Origin of the sequence: Pseudomonas sp. LRP2-20 (assembly GCF_024349685.1) — a bacterium.
GTDB lineage: Bacteria > Pseudomonadota > Gammaproteobacteria > Pseudomonadales > Pseudomonadaceae > Aquipseudomonas.
The window spans coordinates 4,843,918-4,861,706 of record NZ_AP025944.1 but is presented as its reverse complement, the minus strand read 5'-3'; the positions used below and the strand labels follow the sequence as shown (position 1 = coordinate 4,861,706).

At 62.0% G+C, this 17,789-nt stretch carries 14 protein-coding genes; 5 read left to right on the top strand and 9 right to left on the bottom strand.

Annotation, left to right across the window (positions count from 1 at the left end):
• The first annotated feature begins 82 nt into the window (after nucleotides 1-82).
• Nucleotides 83-4,222 carry an NEL-type E3 ubiquitin ligase domain-containing protein gene (locus tag OCX61_RS21780; protein WP_315973261.1) on the top strand — a complete coding sequence of 1,380 codons (4,140 nt, stop codon included), beginning with the start codon at nucleotides 83-85 and terminating at the stop codon, nucleotides 4,220-4,222.
• A gap of 43 nt (nucleotides 4,223-4,265) precedes the next feature.
• On the opposite strand, the gene glpD is transcribed toward OCX61_RS21780, so the two are convergent.
• The 4 genes from glpD to OCX61_RS21760 all read right to left on the bottom strand — a co-directional run bounded on the left by glpD (nucleotide 4,266) and on the right by OCX61_RS21760 (nucleotide 9,498).
• Nucleotides 4,266-5,804: a glycerol-3-phosphate dehydrogenase gene (glpD, locus tag OCX61_RS21775; protein WP_261941332.1), complete on the bottom strand. Its 1,539-nt coding sequence runs from the start codon at nucleotides 5,802-5,804 to the stop codon at nucleotides 4,266-4,268.
• A 444-nt stretch (nucleotides 5,805-6,248) separates the two neighbouring features.
• Nucleotides 6,249-7,004, bottom strand: a complete 756-nt coding sequence (gene glpR / locus OCX61_RS21770; RefSeq protein ID WP_027918980.1) for a DNA-binding transcriptional repressor GlpR — start codon at nucleotides 7,002-7,004, stop codon at nucleotides 6,249-6,251.
• 101 nt (nucleotides 7,005-7,105) lie between these two features.
• A complete protein-coding gene (gene glpK, locus OCX61_RS21765; RefSeq protein ID WP_261941331.1) occupies nucleotides 7,106-8,605 on the bottom strand; it encodes a glycerol kinase GlpK in 1,500 nt (499 codons plus the stop codon).
• Between the two features lie 41 nt (nucleotides 8,606-8,646).
• Entirely contained in the window at nucleotides 8,647-9,498 is an 852-nt protein-coding gene (locus OCX61_RS21760) for an MIP/aquaporin family protein (protein WP_261941330.1), read from the bottom strand.
• A gap of 302 nt (nucleotides 9,499-9,800) precedes the next feature.
• Here OCX61_RS21760 and ybaK point away from each other — a divergent pair, with 302 nt between their 5' ends.
• A complete protein-coding gene (gene ybaK, locus OCX61_RS21755; protein WP_261941329.1) occupies nucleotides 9,801-10,271 on the top strand; it encodes a Cys-tRNA(Pro) deacylase in 471 nt (156 codons plus the stop codon).
• Between the two features lie 36 nt (nucleotides 10,272-10,307).
• Here ybaK and OCX61_RS21750 read toward each other — a convergent pair whose 3' ends face one another.
• Entirely contained in the window at nucleotides 10,308-11,417 is a 1,110-nt protein-coding gene (locus tag OCX61_RS21750; protein WP_261941328.1) for an ABC transporter ATP-binding protein, read from the bottom strand.
• A complete protein-coding gene (argF, locus tag OCX61_RS21745; protein ID WP_261941327.1) occupies nucleotides 11,414-12,334 on the bottom strand; it encodes an ornithine carbamoyltransferase in 921 nt (306 codons plus the stop codon). The genes OCX61_RS21750 and argF overlap by 4 nt, the downstream gene beginning before the upstream one ends.
• A gap of 383 nt (nucleotides 12,335-12,717) precedes the next feature.
• Between argF and OCX61_RS21740 the strand changes: the two genes are divergently transcribed.
• Nucleotides 12,718-14,826 carry a molybdopterin-dependent oxidoreductase gene (locus tag OCX61_RS21740; protein ID WP_261941326.1) on the top strand — a complete coding sequence of 703 codons (2,109 nt, stop codon included), beginning with the start codon at nucleotides 12,718-12,720 and terminating at the stop codon, nucleotides 14,824-14,826.
• A 91-nt stretch (nucleotides 14,827-14,917) separates the two neighbouring features.
• Entirely contained in the window at nucleotides 14,918-15,253 is a 336-nt protein-coding gene (grxD, locus tag OCX61_RS21735; RefSeq protein WP_003254949.1) for a Grx4 family monothiol glutaredoxin, read from the top strand.
• A 57-nt stretch (nucleotides 15,254-15,310) separates the two neighbouring features.
• Here grxD and bfr read toward each other — a convergent pair whose 3' ends face one another.
• Together bfr and OCX61_RS21725 are read right to left on the bottom strand one after the other, a co-directional pair.
• Nucleotides 15,311-15,784 (bottom strand): bacterioferritin, encoded by a 474-nt coding sequence (bfr, locus tag OCX61_RS21730; RefSeq protein ID WP_003258014.1) that lies wholly within the window; start codon nucleotides 15,782-15,784, stop codon nucleotides 15,311-15,313.
• Between the two features lie 201 nt (nucleotides 15,785-15,985).
• Complete coding sequence (locus OCX61_RS21725; protein ID WP_085675228.1) at nucleotides 15,986-16,207, bottom strand: bacterioferritin-associated ferredoxin; 222 nt, start codon at nucleotides 16,205-16,207, stop codon at nucleotides 15,986-15,988.
• 213 nt (nucleotides 16,208-16,420) lie between these two features.
• Here OCX61_RS21725 and OCX61_RS21720 point away from each other — a divergent pair, with 213 nt between their 5' ends.
• The gene (locus OCX61_RS21720) at nucleotides 16,421-17,023 is read left to right on the top strand and encodes a peroxiredoxin (RefSeq protein WP_261941325.1); all 603 of its coding nucleotides are present in this window, start codon (nucleotides 16,421-16,423) and stop codon (nucleotides 17,021-17,023) included.
• A 123-nt stretch (nucleotides 17,024-17,146) separates the two neighbouring features.
• On the opposite strand, the gene rnt is transcribed toward OCX61_RS21720, so the two are convergent.
• Complete coding sequence (gene rnt / locus OCX61_RS21715; RefSeq protein ID WP_400810782.1) at nucleotides 17,147-17,758, bottom strand: ribonuclease T; 612 nt, start codon at nucleotides 17,756-17,758, stop codon at nucleotides 17,147-17,149.
• Between the last annotated feature and the right edge of the window lie 31 nt (nucleotides 17,759-17,789).

Genomic DNA, 17,789 nt, shown 5'->3' with positions numbered 1-17,789 from the left:
AATCCGAATGACTGATCTATCTACCACGAGGGTCATCGGGGCGCGTGCTCAGATCGGGGTTTTCCTGTTTGGAGATCCCACTGTGGCAGTGAATCCGGTGTTTCCTGCAACCTCCGTCGACCATCTGATCGAGCGAAACCTGCCTCAATGGCTCATCCGTGCCGAGGCTGAACATGCACGCGCCTACCATCAGGCATTGCTGGCGCAGCAAGGGTATGCCGAGCGGCTTCGGCAGCTGTTGGAGCCAGTTCCGTCCATCGAGGCTTTTGCGTTGCCTCGTTTGCAAAGGGCTTTGAATGAAGCGGGGCTTGCGCATGTCGACCCCCGGCAGGCATTTGTGTCGATCAATGAACGGTTCGAGCTGCCGTCCGCCGCCGAGAAGCTCTACCAACCCGCGGCCACCTACACTTCCCGGCACAGTTTGCTCGCGGCTGCGTTGCACAACTTCCAGGATCATGAAACCAGGCCCTGGCTTCTGCGCAGCGCCAGGCTCGTCGGCGCCAAGGGGGCTGTGCTGGCGCTGCCGTTCGAGCGATTTGCCAGTATCTGCCGCAGCCTGGATATCGGTGCGGGCTACCAGGCTGTGCTCAAGAGCGTGCTGCAGCCCAAATCTGGGCGCGGCCAGCCTTGGGATCAGGCTCGCCGGCACGTCGAACAGCTGTTTCAGGACTGCCTGCGTGCTCGCCTGAAAGCCGAGGTATACGAGGCCAGGATCAAGCGACAGATCGACGAAGCGGACCTGCAGCGCCTGCTCGCGTATCTCGCCGGGACCGAAGAGCGGGTAGAGGCCAAGGGAAGCTTCACTGCGCGGCAGCTCTACCTGCTCGGCAAGTGCATCGTCGGTGTGATCGCCCTGGAATGGCGAGCGGCCGGCCGCGATGAAATCGACGAGATCATCGTCTGGATGCCAGGTGATCCGGATAAAGCCATCCGCCACTACGATTGCTGGTCAGACGTTTACGAGGACATCGCCATACGCTTGCGCGTGCCCACCTTCCGCAGCTGGTTCAGCCGCTTCATCAAGGCTCGTGACAGTGCTGGGTTCAATCAGGCGCTTACCCGGTTGCTCAAGGCACCGGCTGCGCCGGCAGTGGTTGAACTCGATGGCCGCAACCTGCCCATTACCGGGCACGCAGTCGCCCATGTTCAGGCGCAGCAGGTCGCGAGGATTTTCGACGATGCGCGGTTCATCGCCGTGCCGACGGATGATGAAGATCGCCAGAGCCGGCAGGAGCGCTTGCAGCAGATGCTGTCGGCCGGCCTGGACCTGTTGGGCATGGCGGCATTCTTCGTTCCTGGACTGGGTGAGTTGCTGTTGGTTGTTAACGCCGTTCAGTTGCTGGACGAAGTCTACGAAGGTTACCAAGCCTGGCAGTTGGGTGATCGCCAGGGGGCACTGAATCATCTGTTCGGCGTGGTCGAGAGCGTGGCGCTGGCTGGGGCGTTGTCGGGAGTGGTGCATGTTCTGCCGCGCATTGCATTCGTCGACGCGCTGGAGCCTGGGATGGCGGCTGATGGCACGGTGAAGCTCAGGCACCGCAGCCTGCGCGCGCATCTGGAAGAAAGCCCGGCAGCACTGTTGCAGGCGCTTGCCCCACAAGCGTTTGGCAGTGTGCTGGAGGATGATGCCCGGACCTTGCTGACGGTCACTGGCTTCAACGCTGACAAGGTGCGCCGACTGTGTGTGGAACACGCCCCGGCCCCGGCCCGGATCCTGGACATGCATGAGCGCATTGCCCTGCACCATGCCTCGCCAGGGCTCAAAGGCGCAGCGTTCGAAGAGGCACTGGGTGGCTTGCGCCAGGCGACTGACCCAGACCAGGCGGTGCTGATGGCGGCTTTCAAGGGCCTGACGCCACGTGGGGCCGAGGAAATCATCCGGCATACCTGTTCAGCGCAGCTGGAGAACTGGCGTGCCAACGGACGAGTACCACTGGGCATGGCGGAACGGGCGCGCGCTCATGTTCGCCAAACCCGCCTGGACAACGCTTGCCTGGGCGTGCGCCTGCATGGCATGGGCAGCCCGGACAGCGAGAGGTTGGTGATGGGGCTGCTGGCGCACAAAGTGCCTTGGCCTTCTACCCACCCGGTAGAGCTGCGTTCTGGCAGCCGTGAAGGCCCATTGCTGTTTGCCAGCCACGCAGAACCGGCTGCAAAGCCCCGGCTCATCGTGCGTCACGAGCAAGGCTACCGCCTCTATGACAGCGATGGCTCGCTCGACGTCGGTGCTGGCGAGTCGCTGCTCAAGGTGCTCGTGCTTTGCCTGGACGATGAGCAGAAGGCCGTGTTGAATTCCACCAGCCTGAATGCCAGGCAGCTGCGTGACTGGCTGATGGCGAGCATTGCGGCCGACCGAGAACAGGCAGGGCGGTTGATCGGCGCTGCCCCCTCAGGCGCAGCGATCCATCCGCCCAGGCGTTTCGGTGACGGGCGCCTGGGTTACCGGCTGAGTGGCGGAGGGGAGAGTAGCCAGCAGGCGATCAGGCGTGGCATCCACCAGATCTTCCCGACACTCAGTGAACTGCAGTTGCAGGCCTACCTGAATGCCGTGCGGGCGCAAGGGCATAACTTGTGGGATCACTACCAACTGCTGCAACGCCAGCTGGCCGAACTGCGTGGGGCACTGAGTGAATGGCAGGGGCAGTGGCGAACGCCAGCCGACGCCATCAGGCGACGTCGGGTTGCCGATACCTTGCGTCGCAGCTGGCGGCGCAAGCTGGTCGATGTCAATGACGAGTACGAGTTGGTGCTGGACGGTGAGCATGTCAGCGAATTGCCGACGTTGCCCGCTGGCTTGGAGTTTGCCCATGTACATCGGCTGGTCCTGCGCAACATGGGCCTGGAGAGCATCGCCCCGGACTTCCTCGGGCGTTTCCCCAACCTGGTCGAACTGGATCTCAGCGAAAATCGCCTTACCCAGGTGCCGCCTGGCATCGAAGGGCTCACTCACCTGCGGCGTCTGAACCTCACCAGCAACCAGATCGTGATCGACGAGCAGGCCAATCGCCGTTTCGCCCCGCTTGCACTGCTCGATACCGTCGAACTCAGCTTCAATCCGTTGGGGCAAGCGCCTGACCTTTCGGGCTTGCGCCACGTGCGGCAGTTGCATTTGCGGGCGACGGAGCTGGTCGATGTCGAAGAGTTGCTCTCGCGTGCCTCCTGGCGAGCGATGATCGACGCGCGAGAAAACCGGATTCGGCAATTGCAGCAGGAGATGCAAGGGCTGGATCTGCGCCTGGCGCGCGTTCAGCTACATGACAACCCGTTAAACCAGACCAGCCACCAACAGCTCGACCTGAGGCGCGCAGGTGCCGCGCCAGGCGCTCGCGGAAGTGCATCGTACAAGCATCGGGAAGCCAACGCCGAGGTGCGGGAACTGTGGACGCAAACGCGCGACCGGGTGCTCCGCCTGCAGCGTGAAGCGACCTGGGACCGGTTGCGCCAGGAGGCTGGTTCGAGCGATTTGTTCCGCTTCCTGGCCGATCTGGGGCAGGGCGATGATTTTGTCGAGCATCCAGGGCATTTCCGGCGGCGAGTATGGCGCATTCTGGATGCCTGCGAGCACAACGAGGTACTGCGCGAGCAAGTGTTCCGTGAGGTGGGAGGGCCGCGCAGCTGCGAGGACCGCTTGCTGCTGATGCTTAACCAGATGGAAATCGGCGTATTGGTGCAGCAGGGGGTTAGCGGTGTGCCGGCCAACCAGGTGGAGCAGAGCCTGGTACGTCTGGGGCGGCAGCTGTACCGCCTGGATCTGGTCGACTCGATAGCTACCCGGCACGTGCAGCACCTGCGTGCCAATACGTCAGGTCGGGTCGATGAAATCGAAGTGAGGCTGTTGTACCGCAATCGCTTGGCACAAGCGCTGGAGCTGCCGGTCCAGGTCGAGGACATGCACTATGCCCAGTACGCCAATGTAACGGACGATGACCTGCTCGAGGCGCAACTTGATGTCCTGCAGGCCGAGACGCCTGAAGAGATTCAGCAGACGCTGGCGCAGCGGCCCTTTTGGGCCAGTTACGCCAGGCGGCGTTATGCTGAGCGCTTCGATGCGTTGGTCGAGCCTTACCACCAGCGCCTTGCTGAACATGAGGCACAAGCTGCCAGCGGCGGCGAGCAGCTCTATCTGCAGAGGGCTGATGAGTTGATGCGCGAACTTGAGGTCGCCGAGCAGCGGCTGCTGAGGACGCTGGCGGAAGAAGCGTGGGCGCGATTCACTGATTGAGGCCGGCCGCCGCCAGCGTTGCCTGGCGGCAGGCCCAGCCTGCTCATGCCGCGCGAGTTGCGGCCTGCTTCACGTGTTTGTCGTGCAGGTACTGCACCAGCGCCTGCTGCTGCGCAGCGCTGGTGAACAGGCCAAGCTTGGTGCGACGCCAGAGAATGTCATCGGCGCTGGCGGCCCATTCGTGCTCGACAAGGTAGTCCACTTCGCGGCCGAACAAACCGCCACCGATGGATTGGCCCAGATCCTCCGGGCCCTGCACGCCTTCGAGCAGCTGCCATACGCGGCTGCCATAGGTCACAGCCCAACGCTTGGCGATATCCACCGCCAGCCAGCCACAACGGGCCAGCACGGCATCGACCAAGGCTTGCACGGTAGTCATCTGCTCACCCCCCGGCAGGGGCGCAGCGGCCGTCCAGCTGCCGCGCAGTTGCGGGAAGTGGGGCTTGAGTTCGGCCATGGCCGACTCTGCCAGCTTGCGGTAAGTCGTCAGCTTGCCGCCGAACACCGACAGCAACGGCGCCTGCCCTTCGCTGGCAGACAGCGCCAGGGTGTAGTCGCGGGTCACGGCAGAAGGGTTGTCCGATTCATCGTTGCACAGCGGGCGAACCCCGGAATAGGTATGGACGATGTCGCTGCGTTCGAGCTGATGGTTGAAGTGCTCATTGACAACCTTCAGCAGGTAATCGGTTTCCTGCTCGGTGATGGCGACCTTGGCAGGGTCGCCACTGTATTCGCGGTCGGTGGTGCCAATCAGGGTAAAGCGTTCGAGGTAGGGGATGCAGAACACGATGCGCTGGTCTTCGTTCTGCAGGATGTAGGCATGTTCGCCGTCGTACAGCCGCGGCACGATGATGTGGCTGCCCTGGATCAGGCGGATACCGTAAGGGGCATCGAGCTTGAGGTCGTCCTTGATGAAGCTGGCGACCCAGGGGCCGGCGGCGTTGACCAGGGCGCGGGCGCGAATGGTCTGCAGGCTGCCATCGGCATGCTGCAACTCGACCTGCCACAGGCCATTCATGCGTTCGGCGCGCAGGCAGCGGGTGCGGGTGCGGATGTGCGCACCCTGCTCGCGGGCGGCCATGGCGTTGAGCACCACCAGGCGAGCGTCGTCCACGGCGCAGTCAGCATATTCGAAGCCACGGGTGATCGACGGCTTCAGTGGGTAGCCAGGGCCGAAGCGCAGGCTGCGCGAGGCGCCCAGGCGCTTGCGCTTGCCCAGGTGGTCGTAAAGGAACAGGCCGGCGCGGATCATCCAGGCCGGGCGCAGGTGCGGGCGGTGCGGGAGCACGAAACGCATCGGCTTGACGATGTGCGGGGCTTTGGCGAGCAGTACTTCACGCTCGGCCAGGGCTTCGCGAACCAGGCGGAATTCGTAGTGTTCCAGGTAGCGCAGGCCACCGTGGATCAACTTGCTGCTGGCCGAAGAGGTGTGCTGGGCGAGGTCGTCCCGCTCACAGAGAAACACGCTGAGGCCGCGGCCAGCGGCGTCGGCAGCAATGCCCACACCATTGATGCCACCGCCGATCACGGCGAGGTCATAGCAGTCGGCGAGGGGGGGCTGTGACGAAACTGGCTGGGACACGGGCAAGGCCTCCTGGGGCTGTTCACATCGAATATGAACATTAATGTTCGTTTTCGAAAATACTAGCGCAACAGAAAGCGGGTCGCCAGTCAGTTTTCATAGAAAAAACTGATCAGGTGACAATAAAGTGAACATTTATGAAAATTCGGATGATCAGTTTGAGAGGTTTGGCGCCTGTGAGATCAAGCGCCGCCCGCGCGGCGCATCGCGAGCTGCGCTCGCTCCTACGTTTGTTTCTGGCCAGTAACGCCAGCGCCAGGCGCGCGCGACCGCCTTGTTGGTACGACGCGATATCGAGTCATGCACCGCGGCGTTCGCGCGCAAATCCCGCAGGAATAATTGGCCCGAAACAACCGTAGGAGCGAGCGCAGCTCGCGATGCGCCGCGCGGGCGGCGCTCGATCTCACAGGCGACAAAAGACTCATGGCATGCGCCCAGAGGCCCTCACACCACCTCAAGGCGGATCTTGTACTGGTTCAGCAGCTGGGTGAGGGCAGGTGTAGGCGCCTGGTCGGTCACCAGGCAATCGACCAGGCTGATCGAGCCCAGGCGCACCATGGCATTGCGCCCGAACTTGCTGGAGTCGGCGGCGAGGATGACTTGCCGGGCATTGGCGATGATCGCCTGGGACACCCGCACCTCCTGGTAATCGAAGTCGAGCAGGCTACCGTCTTCATCGATGCCGCTGATGCCGACCAGGGCGAAGTCGACCTTGAACTGGTGGATGAAGTCGACGCTGGCCTGGCCAACCACGCCGCCATCGCGGCGTACCGTGCCCCCCGCCACCAACACTTCGAAGTCATCCTTGGCCGCGAGAATCGCCGCCACGTGCAGGTTGTTGGTGATGACCTTCAAGTGGTTGTGATTGAGCAGCGCCCGGGCAATCGACTCGGTGGTGGTGCCGATGTTGATGAACAGCGACGCATGGTCGGGAATCTGCTTGGCCACAGCTTCGGCGATGCGCTGTTTTTCATCGCGCATCTGGTCGGCGCGCATGGCGTAGGCGGTGTTCTCGATGCTCGAATCATAGGCCGCACCCCCGTGGTAGCGGCGCAGCAGGTTGAGCTCGGCAAGCTGGTTGATGTCGCGTCGGATGGTTTGCGGGGTGACGACGAACAATTGCGCCATTTCTTCGATGCTGACGTAGCCGCGATCGCGCACCAGCTCGAGGATTTGTTGTTGGCGTGGGGGCAGATTCATGGGCGGTCCTTTGGGGCTGCCGGACAAATTCTGCAATGATGCCGTAGGAAGGGGGCTACGGCCAGTAGCCGATGGGGGCCGCACGGCGGCCCCCTTGGGTGTCACCCCTCGTGATCTTCCCAGTCACGGGTGCGCTCAACGGCCTTCTTCCAGCCGGCATACAGCTTCTCTTTCTGCGCCTCATCCAGCTGCGGGCTGAACTCGCGCTCGATGATCGCCTTGTCGCGCAGTTCCTCCAGTCCGCTCCAGAAACCACAGGCCAGGCCTGCCAGGTAGGCGGCGCCGAGGGCGGTGGTTTCGCGCATTTTCGGGCGCTCCACACAGGTGCCGAGAATGTCGGCCTGGAACTGCATGAGGAAGTTGTTGGCCACCGCGCCACCGTCCACACGCAGTTCCGACAGCCGTTCGCCGCAGTCCTGTTGCATGGCGTCGAGGACGTCGCGGGTCTGGTAGGCGATCGATTCGAGCGCGGCGCGAATGATGTGGTCGACCTTCACGCCACGGGTCAGGCCGAACAGCGCGCCACGGGCATACGGGTCCCAGTACGGGGCGCCCAGGCCCGTGAAGGCCGGCACCAGGTACACGCCATTGCTGTCCTTGACCTTGCTGGCGAAGTACTCGGTGTCCAGGGCGTCGTTGACGATCTTCAGCTCGTCACGCAGCCATTGTACGGTGGAGCCACCATTGAACACCGCACCTTCCAGGGCATAGGCCACCTCGCCGCGCGGGCCGCAGGCGATGGTGGTAAGCAGGCCGTGGGAGGACTTCACGGCCTTGTCGCCGGTATTCATCAGCAGGAAGCAGCCGGTGCCGTAGGTGTTCTTGGCCTGGCCCGGTTCCACGCACATCTGGCCGAACAGCGCCGACTGCTGGTCGCCGGCGATACCGGCGATGGCGATGCCGCTCTTGGTGTGGCCGTACACTTCTGACGAAGGACGCACTTCTGGCAGCATCTGCCGCGGGATGCCGAGGATTTCCAGCAGCTTCTCGTCCCACTGCAGGCTGTGGATGTTGAACATCAGCGTGCGCGAGGCGTTGGTGTAGTCCGTGACATGTACCTTGCCACCGGAAAACTTCCAGATCAGCCAGGTATCGATGGTGCCGAACAGCAGCTCGCCACGCTCGGCGCGTTCGCGGGCACCGTCGACATTATCGAGGATCCACTTCAGCTTGGTACCGGAGAAGTAGGGGTCGGTGACCAGCCCGGTGGCTTCGCGGATGTAATCCTCATGGCCATCGCGCTTGAGCTGGGCGCAGATCTCGGTGCTGCGGCGGCACTGCCAGACGATGGCGTTGTACACCGGGCGGCCGGTTTCCTTGTCCCACACCACGGTGGTTTCACGCTGGTTGGTAATGCCCAGCGCGGCAACTTGTGCATGGCTGATACCGGCCTGGGCCAGGGCCTCGACCATGGTCGCGCTCTGCGTGGCGAAGATCTCCATCGGGTCGTGCTCGACCCAGCCAGCCTGTGGGTAGTGTTGAGCGAACTCGCGCTGCGAGGTACCCACCACGTTGGCATCGCGGTCGAAGATGATCGCCCGGGAACTGGTGGTGCCCTGGTCCAGGGCGATGATGTAGTTCTTATCCTGGGTGTCTGTCATGGTCGTAGGCCTTGCTTAAAGAGGAGTTCAGGGCGTCAGCATCAGTTGGCTTGAGTATCGCCCTGGCGATTGTCGGTTGTCTCGGCGCCTGAGCCTTGCGCCGTCGGCAGGTTGCGGGCGATAAGGCCGCGATAGCTCGCGGCACCCAGGCATGCGCCGAGGATCGGTGCGAACACCGGAACCAGGAAATAAGGAATGTTCCGACCGCCAGTGAAGGCGATTTCGCCCCAGCCAGCCAGGAAGGTCATCAATTTTGGCCCGAAATCGCGGGCGGGATTCATCGCGAAGCCGGTCAGCGGGCCCATGGCGCTGCCGATCACGGCGATCAGCAGGCCGATCAGCAACGGCGCCATGGCGCCCCGCGGCAGGCCGTTGTTGTCATCGGTCAGAGCCATGATCACGGCCATCAGGATCGCGGTGATCACCACTTCGACCAGGAACGCCTGGCCAGTGGAAAGTGACGGGTGCGGATACGTCGAGAATACCGAGGCCAGTTCGAGGCTCTCGGTGCTGCCACGCAGCATGGCGTGGGCCTGTTCGAAATCGAAGAACAGGTTGCTGTAGAGGGTATAGACCAGTGCCGCTCCACAGAACGCCCCGCAGATCTGAGCGAGGGCATAGAACGGCAGCTTGCGCTTGTCGAAGCCGGCGAACAGGGCCAGTGCGATGCTCACGGCCGGGTTCAGGTGCGCGCCGGAAAGGCCGGCGGTGAGGTAGATCGCCATGCTCACACCGACGCCCCAGATGATGCTGATTTCCCATAGACCGAAGCTGGCGCCAGCGACTTTGAGCGCGGCGACGCAGCCGGTACCGAAGAAGATCAGCAAGGCGGTGCCGAGGAACTCGGCCAGGCATTGGCTGGACAGTGTGGGTTCGCGTAGAGCAGTCGTCATGTATGACCTCGTTGTTTTTGTTGTGAGGCGCGAAGCGCTCGACAGCAAAGCCTGGTGTCTATCCCCATTGACCTCAGGCGGGTGTTAAGAAGCGCACCTTAAAAGGGCACCATTTATTCAGAAACGAAAAAATATAGACAAGAAACGCTGATGTCAAAGGTCGAAAGTGAACGGGTAGTCACGTTCTGATCGCCTATTTACAGGGCTGATGCCCGAAGTAGAGGGCGGCGTCAGCCATTGGCTGGCTGGGATGTGGGATTTGCCCTAAAGTAGCCGCGACCTGTCCCAGACCGGAGCACTGCATGACCCCCGCACTCGACCTGTTGAAAAAAGCCCGCGCCGAACATCGCGTGCACAGTTATGAACATGACCCCAAGTCGGCGTCATACGGGCTGGAGGCGGCTGAAAAGCTTGGGCTCGATCCGCAACAGGTATTCAAGACCCTGCTGGCGAGCAGCGAGAAGGGCGAACTGCTGGTGGCGGTGGTGCCGGTGGTAGGGACGTTGGACCTCAAGGCCCTGGCCCATGCGGCCGGGGTGAAAAAATGCGAAATGGCCGACCCGGCAGCGGCTCAGCGGGCGACGGGCTATCTGGTGGGCGGGATCAGCCCGTTGGGGCAGAAGAAGCGCCTGCGCACGTTCATCGATGATTCAGCGCACAACTTTACAACCATCCATGTCAGCGCCGGGCGGCGGGGGCTGGAGGTCGAGTTGGCGGCGGCGGTGCTGGCCGAGCATACCCAGGGCAAATTCGCCGGGATTGGCCGCGGCTGAGGGGCTGGGGCCGCAAAACGGCCCCAGGTGGTTGAGTCAGGTCGCCGAACTGTAGCGGCGAACCCCATTTTCCTCGCGCGACACCTGTGTCGCTACACTGCCAGGCACCGGGAACAGCACCAGGTGGTCCGCCTTCACCGCAATCCCCACATCTTCACCGACCTGGTGGTCGATATGGCTCGGGAAGATCGCCTCGAGCTGGCTGCCCGTTGGCAACTGCAGGCGGTACAGCGTCGACGCGCCAAGGAAGCTCTTGCCAACGATGTTCGCCTGCAGCGCGCTGCCCGGGGCGGGCACGATGTCATCAGGGCGCAGCAGCACATCCACCGAGCTGCCCGGCGCCATGGTGTAGGCACGGTTGCCACGCAGCTCGCCGAGTTCGGTATTGACCGCTTCATGGCTGCTCATCTGGCCACGGATGAAGTAGCCCTGGCCGACGAAACTGGCCACGAACGGCGTCTGCGGTTCGTGGTACAGGTTGTAGGGTGTGTCCCACTGCTCCAGCCGGCCTTCCTTGAACACACCGACGTGGTCGCTGACCGCGAACGCTTCTTCCTGGTCATGGGTGACCAGGATCGCGCTGGTGCCGCGGCTCTTGAGGATGTCGCGCACTTCGTGGCTCAGGCGCCGGCGCAGTTCCACATCGAGGTTGGAGAACGGCTCGTCGAGCAGCAGCAGTTGTGGTTCCGGTGCCAGCGCACGGGCCAGGGCGACACGCTGTTGCTGGCCACCCGACAGCTCATGCGGGTAGCGCCCACCGAGGCCGCCGAGCTTGACCAGTTCGAGCATCTCTTCGATCACTTGCGCCTGGCGCGGGTGCTTGGCGATGCCGAAGGCAATGTTCTGCGCCACGGTCAGGTGCGGGAACAGCGCATAGTCCTGGAACACCATGCCGATCCGGCGCTTTTCCGGGGCCAGGGTGAAGCCTGCGCGGGAAATGACCTCGCCAGCCAACTGGATCTCACCTTCGTGTACCGGCTCGAAGCCGGCGATGGCGCGCAGGGTGGTGGTCTTGCCGCAACCCGAGGAGCCCAGCAGGCAACCGATGTCGCCTGCGTTCAGGTGCAGGTTGAGGTTCTGGACGATGCGCTGCTCGCCGTAGCCGCAGGCGAGGTTGCGCAGGTTGAGCAGTAGGGGTTGACTCATGCGTGGTGGTAAGCCGGTTCGACAAGGAATTCGAGAAGGGCCTTCTGTGCATGCAAGCGGTTCTCAGCCTCGTCCCAGGCGACCGAACGCGGGTCGCCGAGCAGGTCCTGGCTGATTTCCTCGCCACGGTGGGCGGGGAGGCAGTGCATGAAAAGGACGTCTGGTGCCGCCAGGTCGAGCAGTTCGCGGGTGACCTGGTAAGGCGCGAAATGCGCCAGGCGCCGTGCAGTTTCCTCCTCCTGGCCCATGGAAGTCCAGACATCGGTGACCACCAGGTGCGCGCCACGCACGGCTTCCCTGGCGTCGCGAATGATCTGCACGCGGTCACCGCCCAGCGTCAGGAAGCGCTGATCGGGTTCATAACCTTCGGGGCACGCGATGCGCAGCTGGAAATCGAACTGCAGGGCGGCCTCGATATACGAGTTGCACATGTTGAAGCCGTCACCGATCCAGGTCACGGTCTTGCCCTGGATCGAGCCGCGATGTTCGATGAACGTCTGCATGTCGGCCAGCAGCTGGCAGGGGTGCGATTCGTCAGACAGGCCATTGATCACCGGTACCTGCGAATGGGCGGCGAACTCGGTCAGGGTGCTGTGGGCGTGGGTACGGATCATCACCGCATCGACCATGCTCGAGAGCACGATGGCGCTGTCGCTGATCGGCTCGCCACGGCCCAGTTGGGTGTCACGTGGCGACAGGAAGATGGCCTGGCCACCGAGCTGGATCATGCCGGCTTCGAACGACACGCGGGTACGGGTCGAGGATTTCTCGAAGATCATGCCCAGCACACGGTTCTTCAGGGGCTCGAACAATACGCCGCGCTTGCGCAGGTCCTTCAGCTCGATGCCTCGGCGGATCACACCGAGCAATTCGTCGGTGGTGAAATCCAGCAGGGAGAGAAAGTGCCTAGCGCTCATGATTGACTACCTTATCTGCAACGGTATGCAGGTCGACCGTATGGTTTTTTTTGACAACGGGAGTGACCTGCGGCGTAAGCCGCACGGGGCGGACGAATTGGGGAAAGGCGCAATACTATAATTAAATGTCGCCTGAAACCAAGAGGGGAAACAGCAGCTCCTTCTTAAGATGTTGCAAAGGGTGTCGTACCCCTTGAACCCGTGCTGTTTTTTATTTGCTACAGCAGGTTGTACACGGCTTGCTGGCAATTTGGCAAATGCCTGTCGCGAATCGTGCGCCTGATGTCGCGGGATTCACGCCGCGAAGCGCGCTGGCCGGTGAAGGGGCAGGGGCGCATAGTCATTGTTCGACCATTTCTAACAAGAGCAAGGTAGAGGCGGCCATGACCAAGACTCTGCATCACCGTGCCTGTCACCTGTGCGAGGCGATCTGCGGGCTGAACATCGAAGTCAGCCATGACCACGACGGGCGGGCACTGATCAGCTCGATCAAGGGCGACCCAGAAGACGCTTTCAGCCGCGGTCATGTGTGCCCCAAGGCGGTAGCCTTGCAAGACATCCAGAACGACCCTGATCGCCTTCGCCAGCCACATCTGCGGGTGGGCGAGCAGTGGCAGGCGATCGACTGGGACCAGGCCTTTGCCCTGGCTGCCGACAGGCTGTGGGCGATCCAGCAGGCGCATGGGCGCAACGCGGTGGCGGTGTATCAGGGCAACCCGAGCGTACACAACTACGGGCTGATGACTCACAGCAACTACTTCCTGGGCCTGCTCAAGACGCGCAACCGCTTCTCTGCCACCTCGGTGGACCAGTTGCCGCAACACCTCACCAGCCACCTGATGTATGGCCATGGTCTGTTGTTGCCAATCCCAGATATCGACCACACCGACTTCATGCTGATTCTCGGCGGCAACCCTCTGGCCTCCAACGGCAGCATCATGACCGTGCCGGACGTGGAAAAACGCCTGAAAGCCCTGCGCGGGCGCGGTGGTCGCCTGGTAGTGGTCGACCCCCGGCGCAGCGAAACTGCCGCCATGGCCGATCAGCATCTGTTCATTCGGCCCGGTGGCGATGCTGCCTTGCTCTGTGGATTGCTCAACACCTTGTTTGATGAGGATCTCGCACGCGGATCGCATCTGCCGGTGACTGGCCTGGAGCACGTCCGTGAAGCGATCCTGCCGTTCAGCGCAGAGGCGATGAGCGCGCACTGTGGCATTGCCGCAACCCGGATACGCCAACTGGCACGGGACTTTGCCGCTGCAGACAAGGCGGTCTGCTATGGGCGCATGGGGGTATCGACCCAAGTGTTCGGCACGCTGTGTCACTGGCTGGTACAAGTAATCAACCTGGTGACCGGCAACCTCGACCGAGAGGGAGGGGCGCTGTGTACCGAACCTGCGGTCGATCTGGTGGCGACCACTTCGGGTGGCCATTTCAACGCCTGGCAGAGCCGGGTGTCAGGCCTGCCTGAGTACGGCGGTGAACTGCCGGTGGCAGCACTGGCCGAAGAGATGCTGACCCCCGGGGAGGGGCAGGTTCGCGCCCTGGTGACGGTAGCCGGCAATCCGGTGCTGTCCACGCCCAACGGCCGGCAGCTGGATGCGGCACTTGACGGGCTCGAATTCATGCTCAGCATCGACCTCTATATCAATGAAACCACCCGCCATGCCGACCTGATCCTGCCTTCGACCTCGGCGTTGGAAAACGACCATTACGACAGCACATTCAACCTGCTGGCCGTGCGCAATGTGACCCGTTTCAATCGCGCCATCCTGGCCAAGCCGGAAGGTGCCTTGCACGACTGGGAGATTTTCGTCGGCCTGGCGCAGGCGTTCGCCAAACGTGCAGCGCTCGAACTGAAACCGACCTGGCCACCGGCGCAGATGATCGATGTGGCCCTGCGCAAAGGCCGCTATGGCGAAAGCAGCGCCTGGAATCTCTCGCTGCAGGCCCTGGACGAGCACCCTCACGGGCTTGATCTGGGGCCGCTGCGCGCCAATCTGCAGATGCGCCTGGCAACCGCCAGCAAAACCGTCGAGGCGGCGCCGCAGGTGTTGCTCGATGATCTGCAACGGTTAGCCTTGCAGGCGCCGCCTGCGCCGGGCGATTTGTTGCTGATTGGCCGCCGCCACGTGCGCAGCAACAATTCCTGGATGCACAACTTTCATCGCCTGGTCAAAGGCAAGCCGCGCCATCAACTGCTGATGCACCCGCAAGATCTACAGCAGCGGCAACTGCAGGATGGCCAGCGGGTGCGTATCCGTTCGCGCACCGGCACGCTGGAGGTCGAGGTTCAGGCCTGTGAAGACATGATGCCCGGCGTGGTCAGCCTGCCCCATGGTTTCGGCCATGGCCGCCAGGGTGTGCAGCTGCAGGTTGCCCAGGCACAAGCGGGTGTGAGTGCCAACGACCTCACGGATGAACGCCTGCGTGATCAGGTTTCCGGTAACGCTGCGCTGAATGGCGTACCCGTGCAGGTCGAGGCCGCATGAGCAACGGTAAGGCCGAGCACGCTGCTCGGCTTTCCGATACAATGCGTCACCGTGCCGACGACCGCGTCGGAAAGTTCAGCCGAGGTGCTACATGGATATCATCGAAACGATCAAAGAGCAGATTGCCAACAACACCATTCTGCTTTACATGAAAGGCTCGCCGAATGCCCCACAGTGTGGCTTCTCTGCGCGTGCCTCGCAGGCTGTGATGGGTTGCGGCGAAAAGTTCGCCTACGTCGACATCCTGCAGAACCCGGAAATCCGCGCCAACCTGCCAAAATACGCCAACTGGCCGACCTTCCCGCAACTGTGGGTTGCCGGTGAGCTGGTTGGCGGTAGCGACATCATGCTGGAAATGTTCGAGAAGGGTGAGCTGCAGACCCTGATCAAGGAAGCGGCCGCCAAGGCCAAGGCTTCCGAAGCCTGATAATCAGGCAGTCATGAAAAAACCCGCTCAAGGCGGGTTTTTTCATGGGTAGAGAATTTACTCTTCGCCCATCTGCGACTGCAGGTAGTTCTCGATGCCGATCTTGTCGATCAGGCCGAGCTGAGTTTCCAGCCAGTCGATGTGTTCTTCCTCGGACTCGAGGATGTCTTCGAGCATGTCACGCGAGCCGAAGTCGCCCGCGGTTTCGCAGTGGGCGATGGCAGCTTTCAGGTCGACCAGGCCCTTCTGTTCGATCTTCAGGTCGCATTCGAGCATCTCTTTGGTGTGCTCGCCAATCAGCAGCTTGCCCAGGTCCTGGACGTTGGGAATACCTTCGAGGAAGAGAATACGCTTGATCAATTTGTCAGCGTGCTTCATCTCGTCGATCGATTCCTTGTACTCGTGCTTGCCGAGCTTGTTCAGGCCCCAATCTTCGTACATGCGCGCGTGCAGGAAGTACTGGTTGATCGCGACCAGCTCGTTTCCGAGGATCTTGTTGAGATGCTGGATGACGCTTACGTCGCCTTTCATGTCGGGTTCCTGCCCTGTAGAAGTGTGCCAATACAGGGAAGTTTGAGCCTGATACCCAGGGCTGTCAAACCTAAGTTATTGAATAATAAGTGAAAATTAATAGGAATAAGAATGTTTGTGAACCGCGTTGGAGCGCTAACTTATTGATATTCAGGCATAAAAAAACCGGACGCGCGGTCCGGTTCTTCAAATTCTGTAATATCAGGCGGCACTAAATTCCACCGGATAGGGCAGGGCGGCGTGCTGGCTCACCTGCAATTCGGTGAGGGTCTCGCGGACCACCTGCTTGGCCAGGCAGGCGCATTTGCCACACTGGCTGGCGACATTGGTCGCGGCTCGGACTTCCTTGTAACTGCAGCATCCTTCATAGATCGCATCGCGGATCTGTCCGTCGGTGACGCCGACACAAAGACACACATACATAGAGGCTGACCATCGCGGGTTGAGTCGATGGGGTGGAGCTTAATGTTAATGAGAATGCTTGTCAAAGGACTTTCTGAAAGGGCCGTCCTTGAGCGACCGACGGTTGCATTCGGCCTGTCACCGGAAGCCGTGTATGATGGGCGGCCTTTGTTGGATGTCGGGCAAGCCTGCTTGGCCCGGCAAACGGTTTTCCACTCTCACTAGGAGATTGCAATGAGCGTACTCGTTGGCAAACAAGCCCCCGACTTCACCGTCCCAGCCGTTCTGGGCAACGGCGAGATCGTCGACAGCTTCAACCTGGCTTCGGCCATCAAGGGCAAGTACGGCCTGGTGTTCTTCTACCCACTGGACTTCACCTTCGTCTGCCCGTCCGAGCTGATCGCCCTGGACAACCGCATTCCTGATTTCCAGGCGCGCAACGTTGAAGTGATCGGCGTTTCGATCGACTCGCACTTCACCCACAACGCCTGGCGTAACACCCCGGTCAACGCCGGTGGTATCGGCCAGGTCAAGTACACCCTGGCAGCCGACATGACCCACGAAATCTGCAAGGCCTACGACGTCGAGTCCGAAGGCGGCGTAGCCTTCCGTGGCGCCTTCCTGATCGACACCAACGGCGTTGTCCGTTCGCAGATCGTCAACGACCTGCCACTGGGCCGCAACATGGACGAGCTGCTGCGTCTGGTCGACGCCCTGCAATTCCACGAAGAGCACGGCGAAGTCTGCCCAGCCAACTGGAAGAAAGGCGACCAGGGCATGACCGCTTCGCCAGAAGGCGTTGCTGCTTACCTGAGCGAGAACGCTGGCAAGCTGTAATCGCCACGCGCATGAAAAAACCGGCCCATGTGGCCGGTTTTTTTGTGCCGTCCTGGGCCGGCCTCTTCGCGGGCAATTGGGGCGCCGAACCGCCGCTCCGACTTGCCCGCGAAGCTTTTCAGGTCAGTCGTTGAAGTCGCGCCAGCCGCCCATTTCCTTCCAGCGGTTGACGATGCCGCAGAACAGCTCGGCAGTCTTCTCGGTGTCGTAACGCGCCGAGTGCGCCTCACGGCCGTCGAAGTCGATGTCGGCGCTCTGGCAGGCCCGCGCCAGCACGGTCTGGCCATAGGCAAGACCAGCCAGGGTCGCGGTGTCGAAGCTGGAGAACGGGTGGAACGGGTTACGCTTGATATCGTTACGCGTTACCGCTGCATTGAGGAAGCCAAGGTCGAAGCTGCTGTTGTGGCCGACCAGGATCGCCCGTTTGCAGCCGTTGGCCTTCAGCGCCTTGCGCACACCGCGGAAAATGTCGGTGAGCGCGCTCTCCTCGCTCACCGCCATGCGCAGCGGGTGGTCCAGCTTGATGCCGGTGAACTCCAGTGCGGCCGCCTCGATATTGGCTCCTTCGAACGGCTCGACCCGGTAGAAGTAGGTGTGCTCGGGGAACAGGAAGCCCTTCTCGTCCATGCCGATGGTCACTGCGGCAATTTCCAGCAGGGCGTCAGTGGCGCTGTTGAAGCCGCCGGTCTCGACATCCACCACTACCGGCAGATAGCCACGGAAGCGTTCGGCCATGGGGTGGCGCGAACCGCTGCCGACCTGACCG

Excerpts from the sequence above, each read along its gene's own strand:
- ybaK (WP_261941329.1), top strand. The coding sequence starts at position 9,801 with ATGACCCCCGCACTCGACCTGTTGAAAAAAGCCCGCGCCGAACATCGC.
- rnt (WP_400810782.1), bottom strand. The coding sequence starts at position 17,758 with ATGGCCGAACGCTTCCGTGGCTATCTGCCGGTAGTGGTGGATGTCGAG.
- OCX61_RS21720 (WP_261941325.1), top strand. The coding sequence starts at position 16,421 with ATGAGCGTACTCGTTGGCAAACAAGCCCCCGACTTCACCGTCCCAGCC.
- OCX61_RS21725 (WP_085675228.1), bottom strand. The coding sequence starts at position 16,207 with ATGTATGTGTGTCTTTGTGTCGGCGTCACCGACGGACAGATCCGCGAT.
- glpK (WP_261941331.1), bottom strand. The coding sequence starts at position 8,605 with ATGACAGACACCCAGGATAAGAACTACATCATCGCCCTGGACCAGGGC.
- OCX61_RS21750 (WP_261941328.1), bottom strand. The coding sequence starts at position 11,417 with ATGAGTCAACCCCTACTGCTCAACCTGCGCAACCTCGCCTGCGGCTAC.
- grxD (WP_003254949.1), top strand. The coding sequence starts at position 14,918 with ATGGATATCATCGAAACGATCAAAGAGCAGATTGCCAACAACACCATT.
- glpR (WP_027918980.1), bottom strand. The coding sequence starts at position 7,004 with ATGAATCTGCCCCCACGCCAACAACAAATCCTCGAGCTGGTGCGCGAT.
- OCX61_RS21740 (WP_261941326.1), top strand. The coding sequence starts at position 12,718 with ATGACCAAGACTCTGCATCACCGTGCCTGTCACCTGTGCGAGGCGATC.
- OCX61_RS21760 (WP_261941330.1), bottom strand. The coding sequence starts at position 9,498 with ATGACGACTGCTCTACGCGAACCCACACTGTCCAGCCAATGCCTGGCC.
- bfr (WP_003258014.1), bottom strand. The coding sequence starts at position 15,784 with ATGAAAGGCGACGTAAGCGTCATCCAGCATCTCAACAAGATCCTCGGA.
- argF (WP_261941327.1), bottom strand. The coding sequence starts at position 12,334 with ATGAGCGCTAGGCACTTTCTCTCCCTGCTGGATTTCACCACCGACGAA.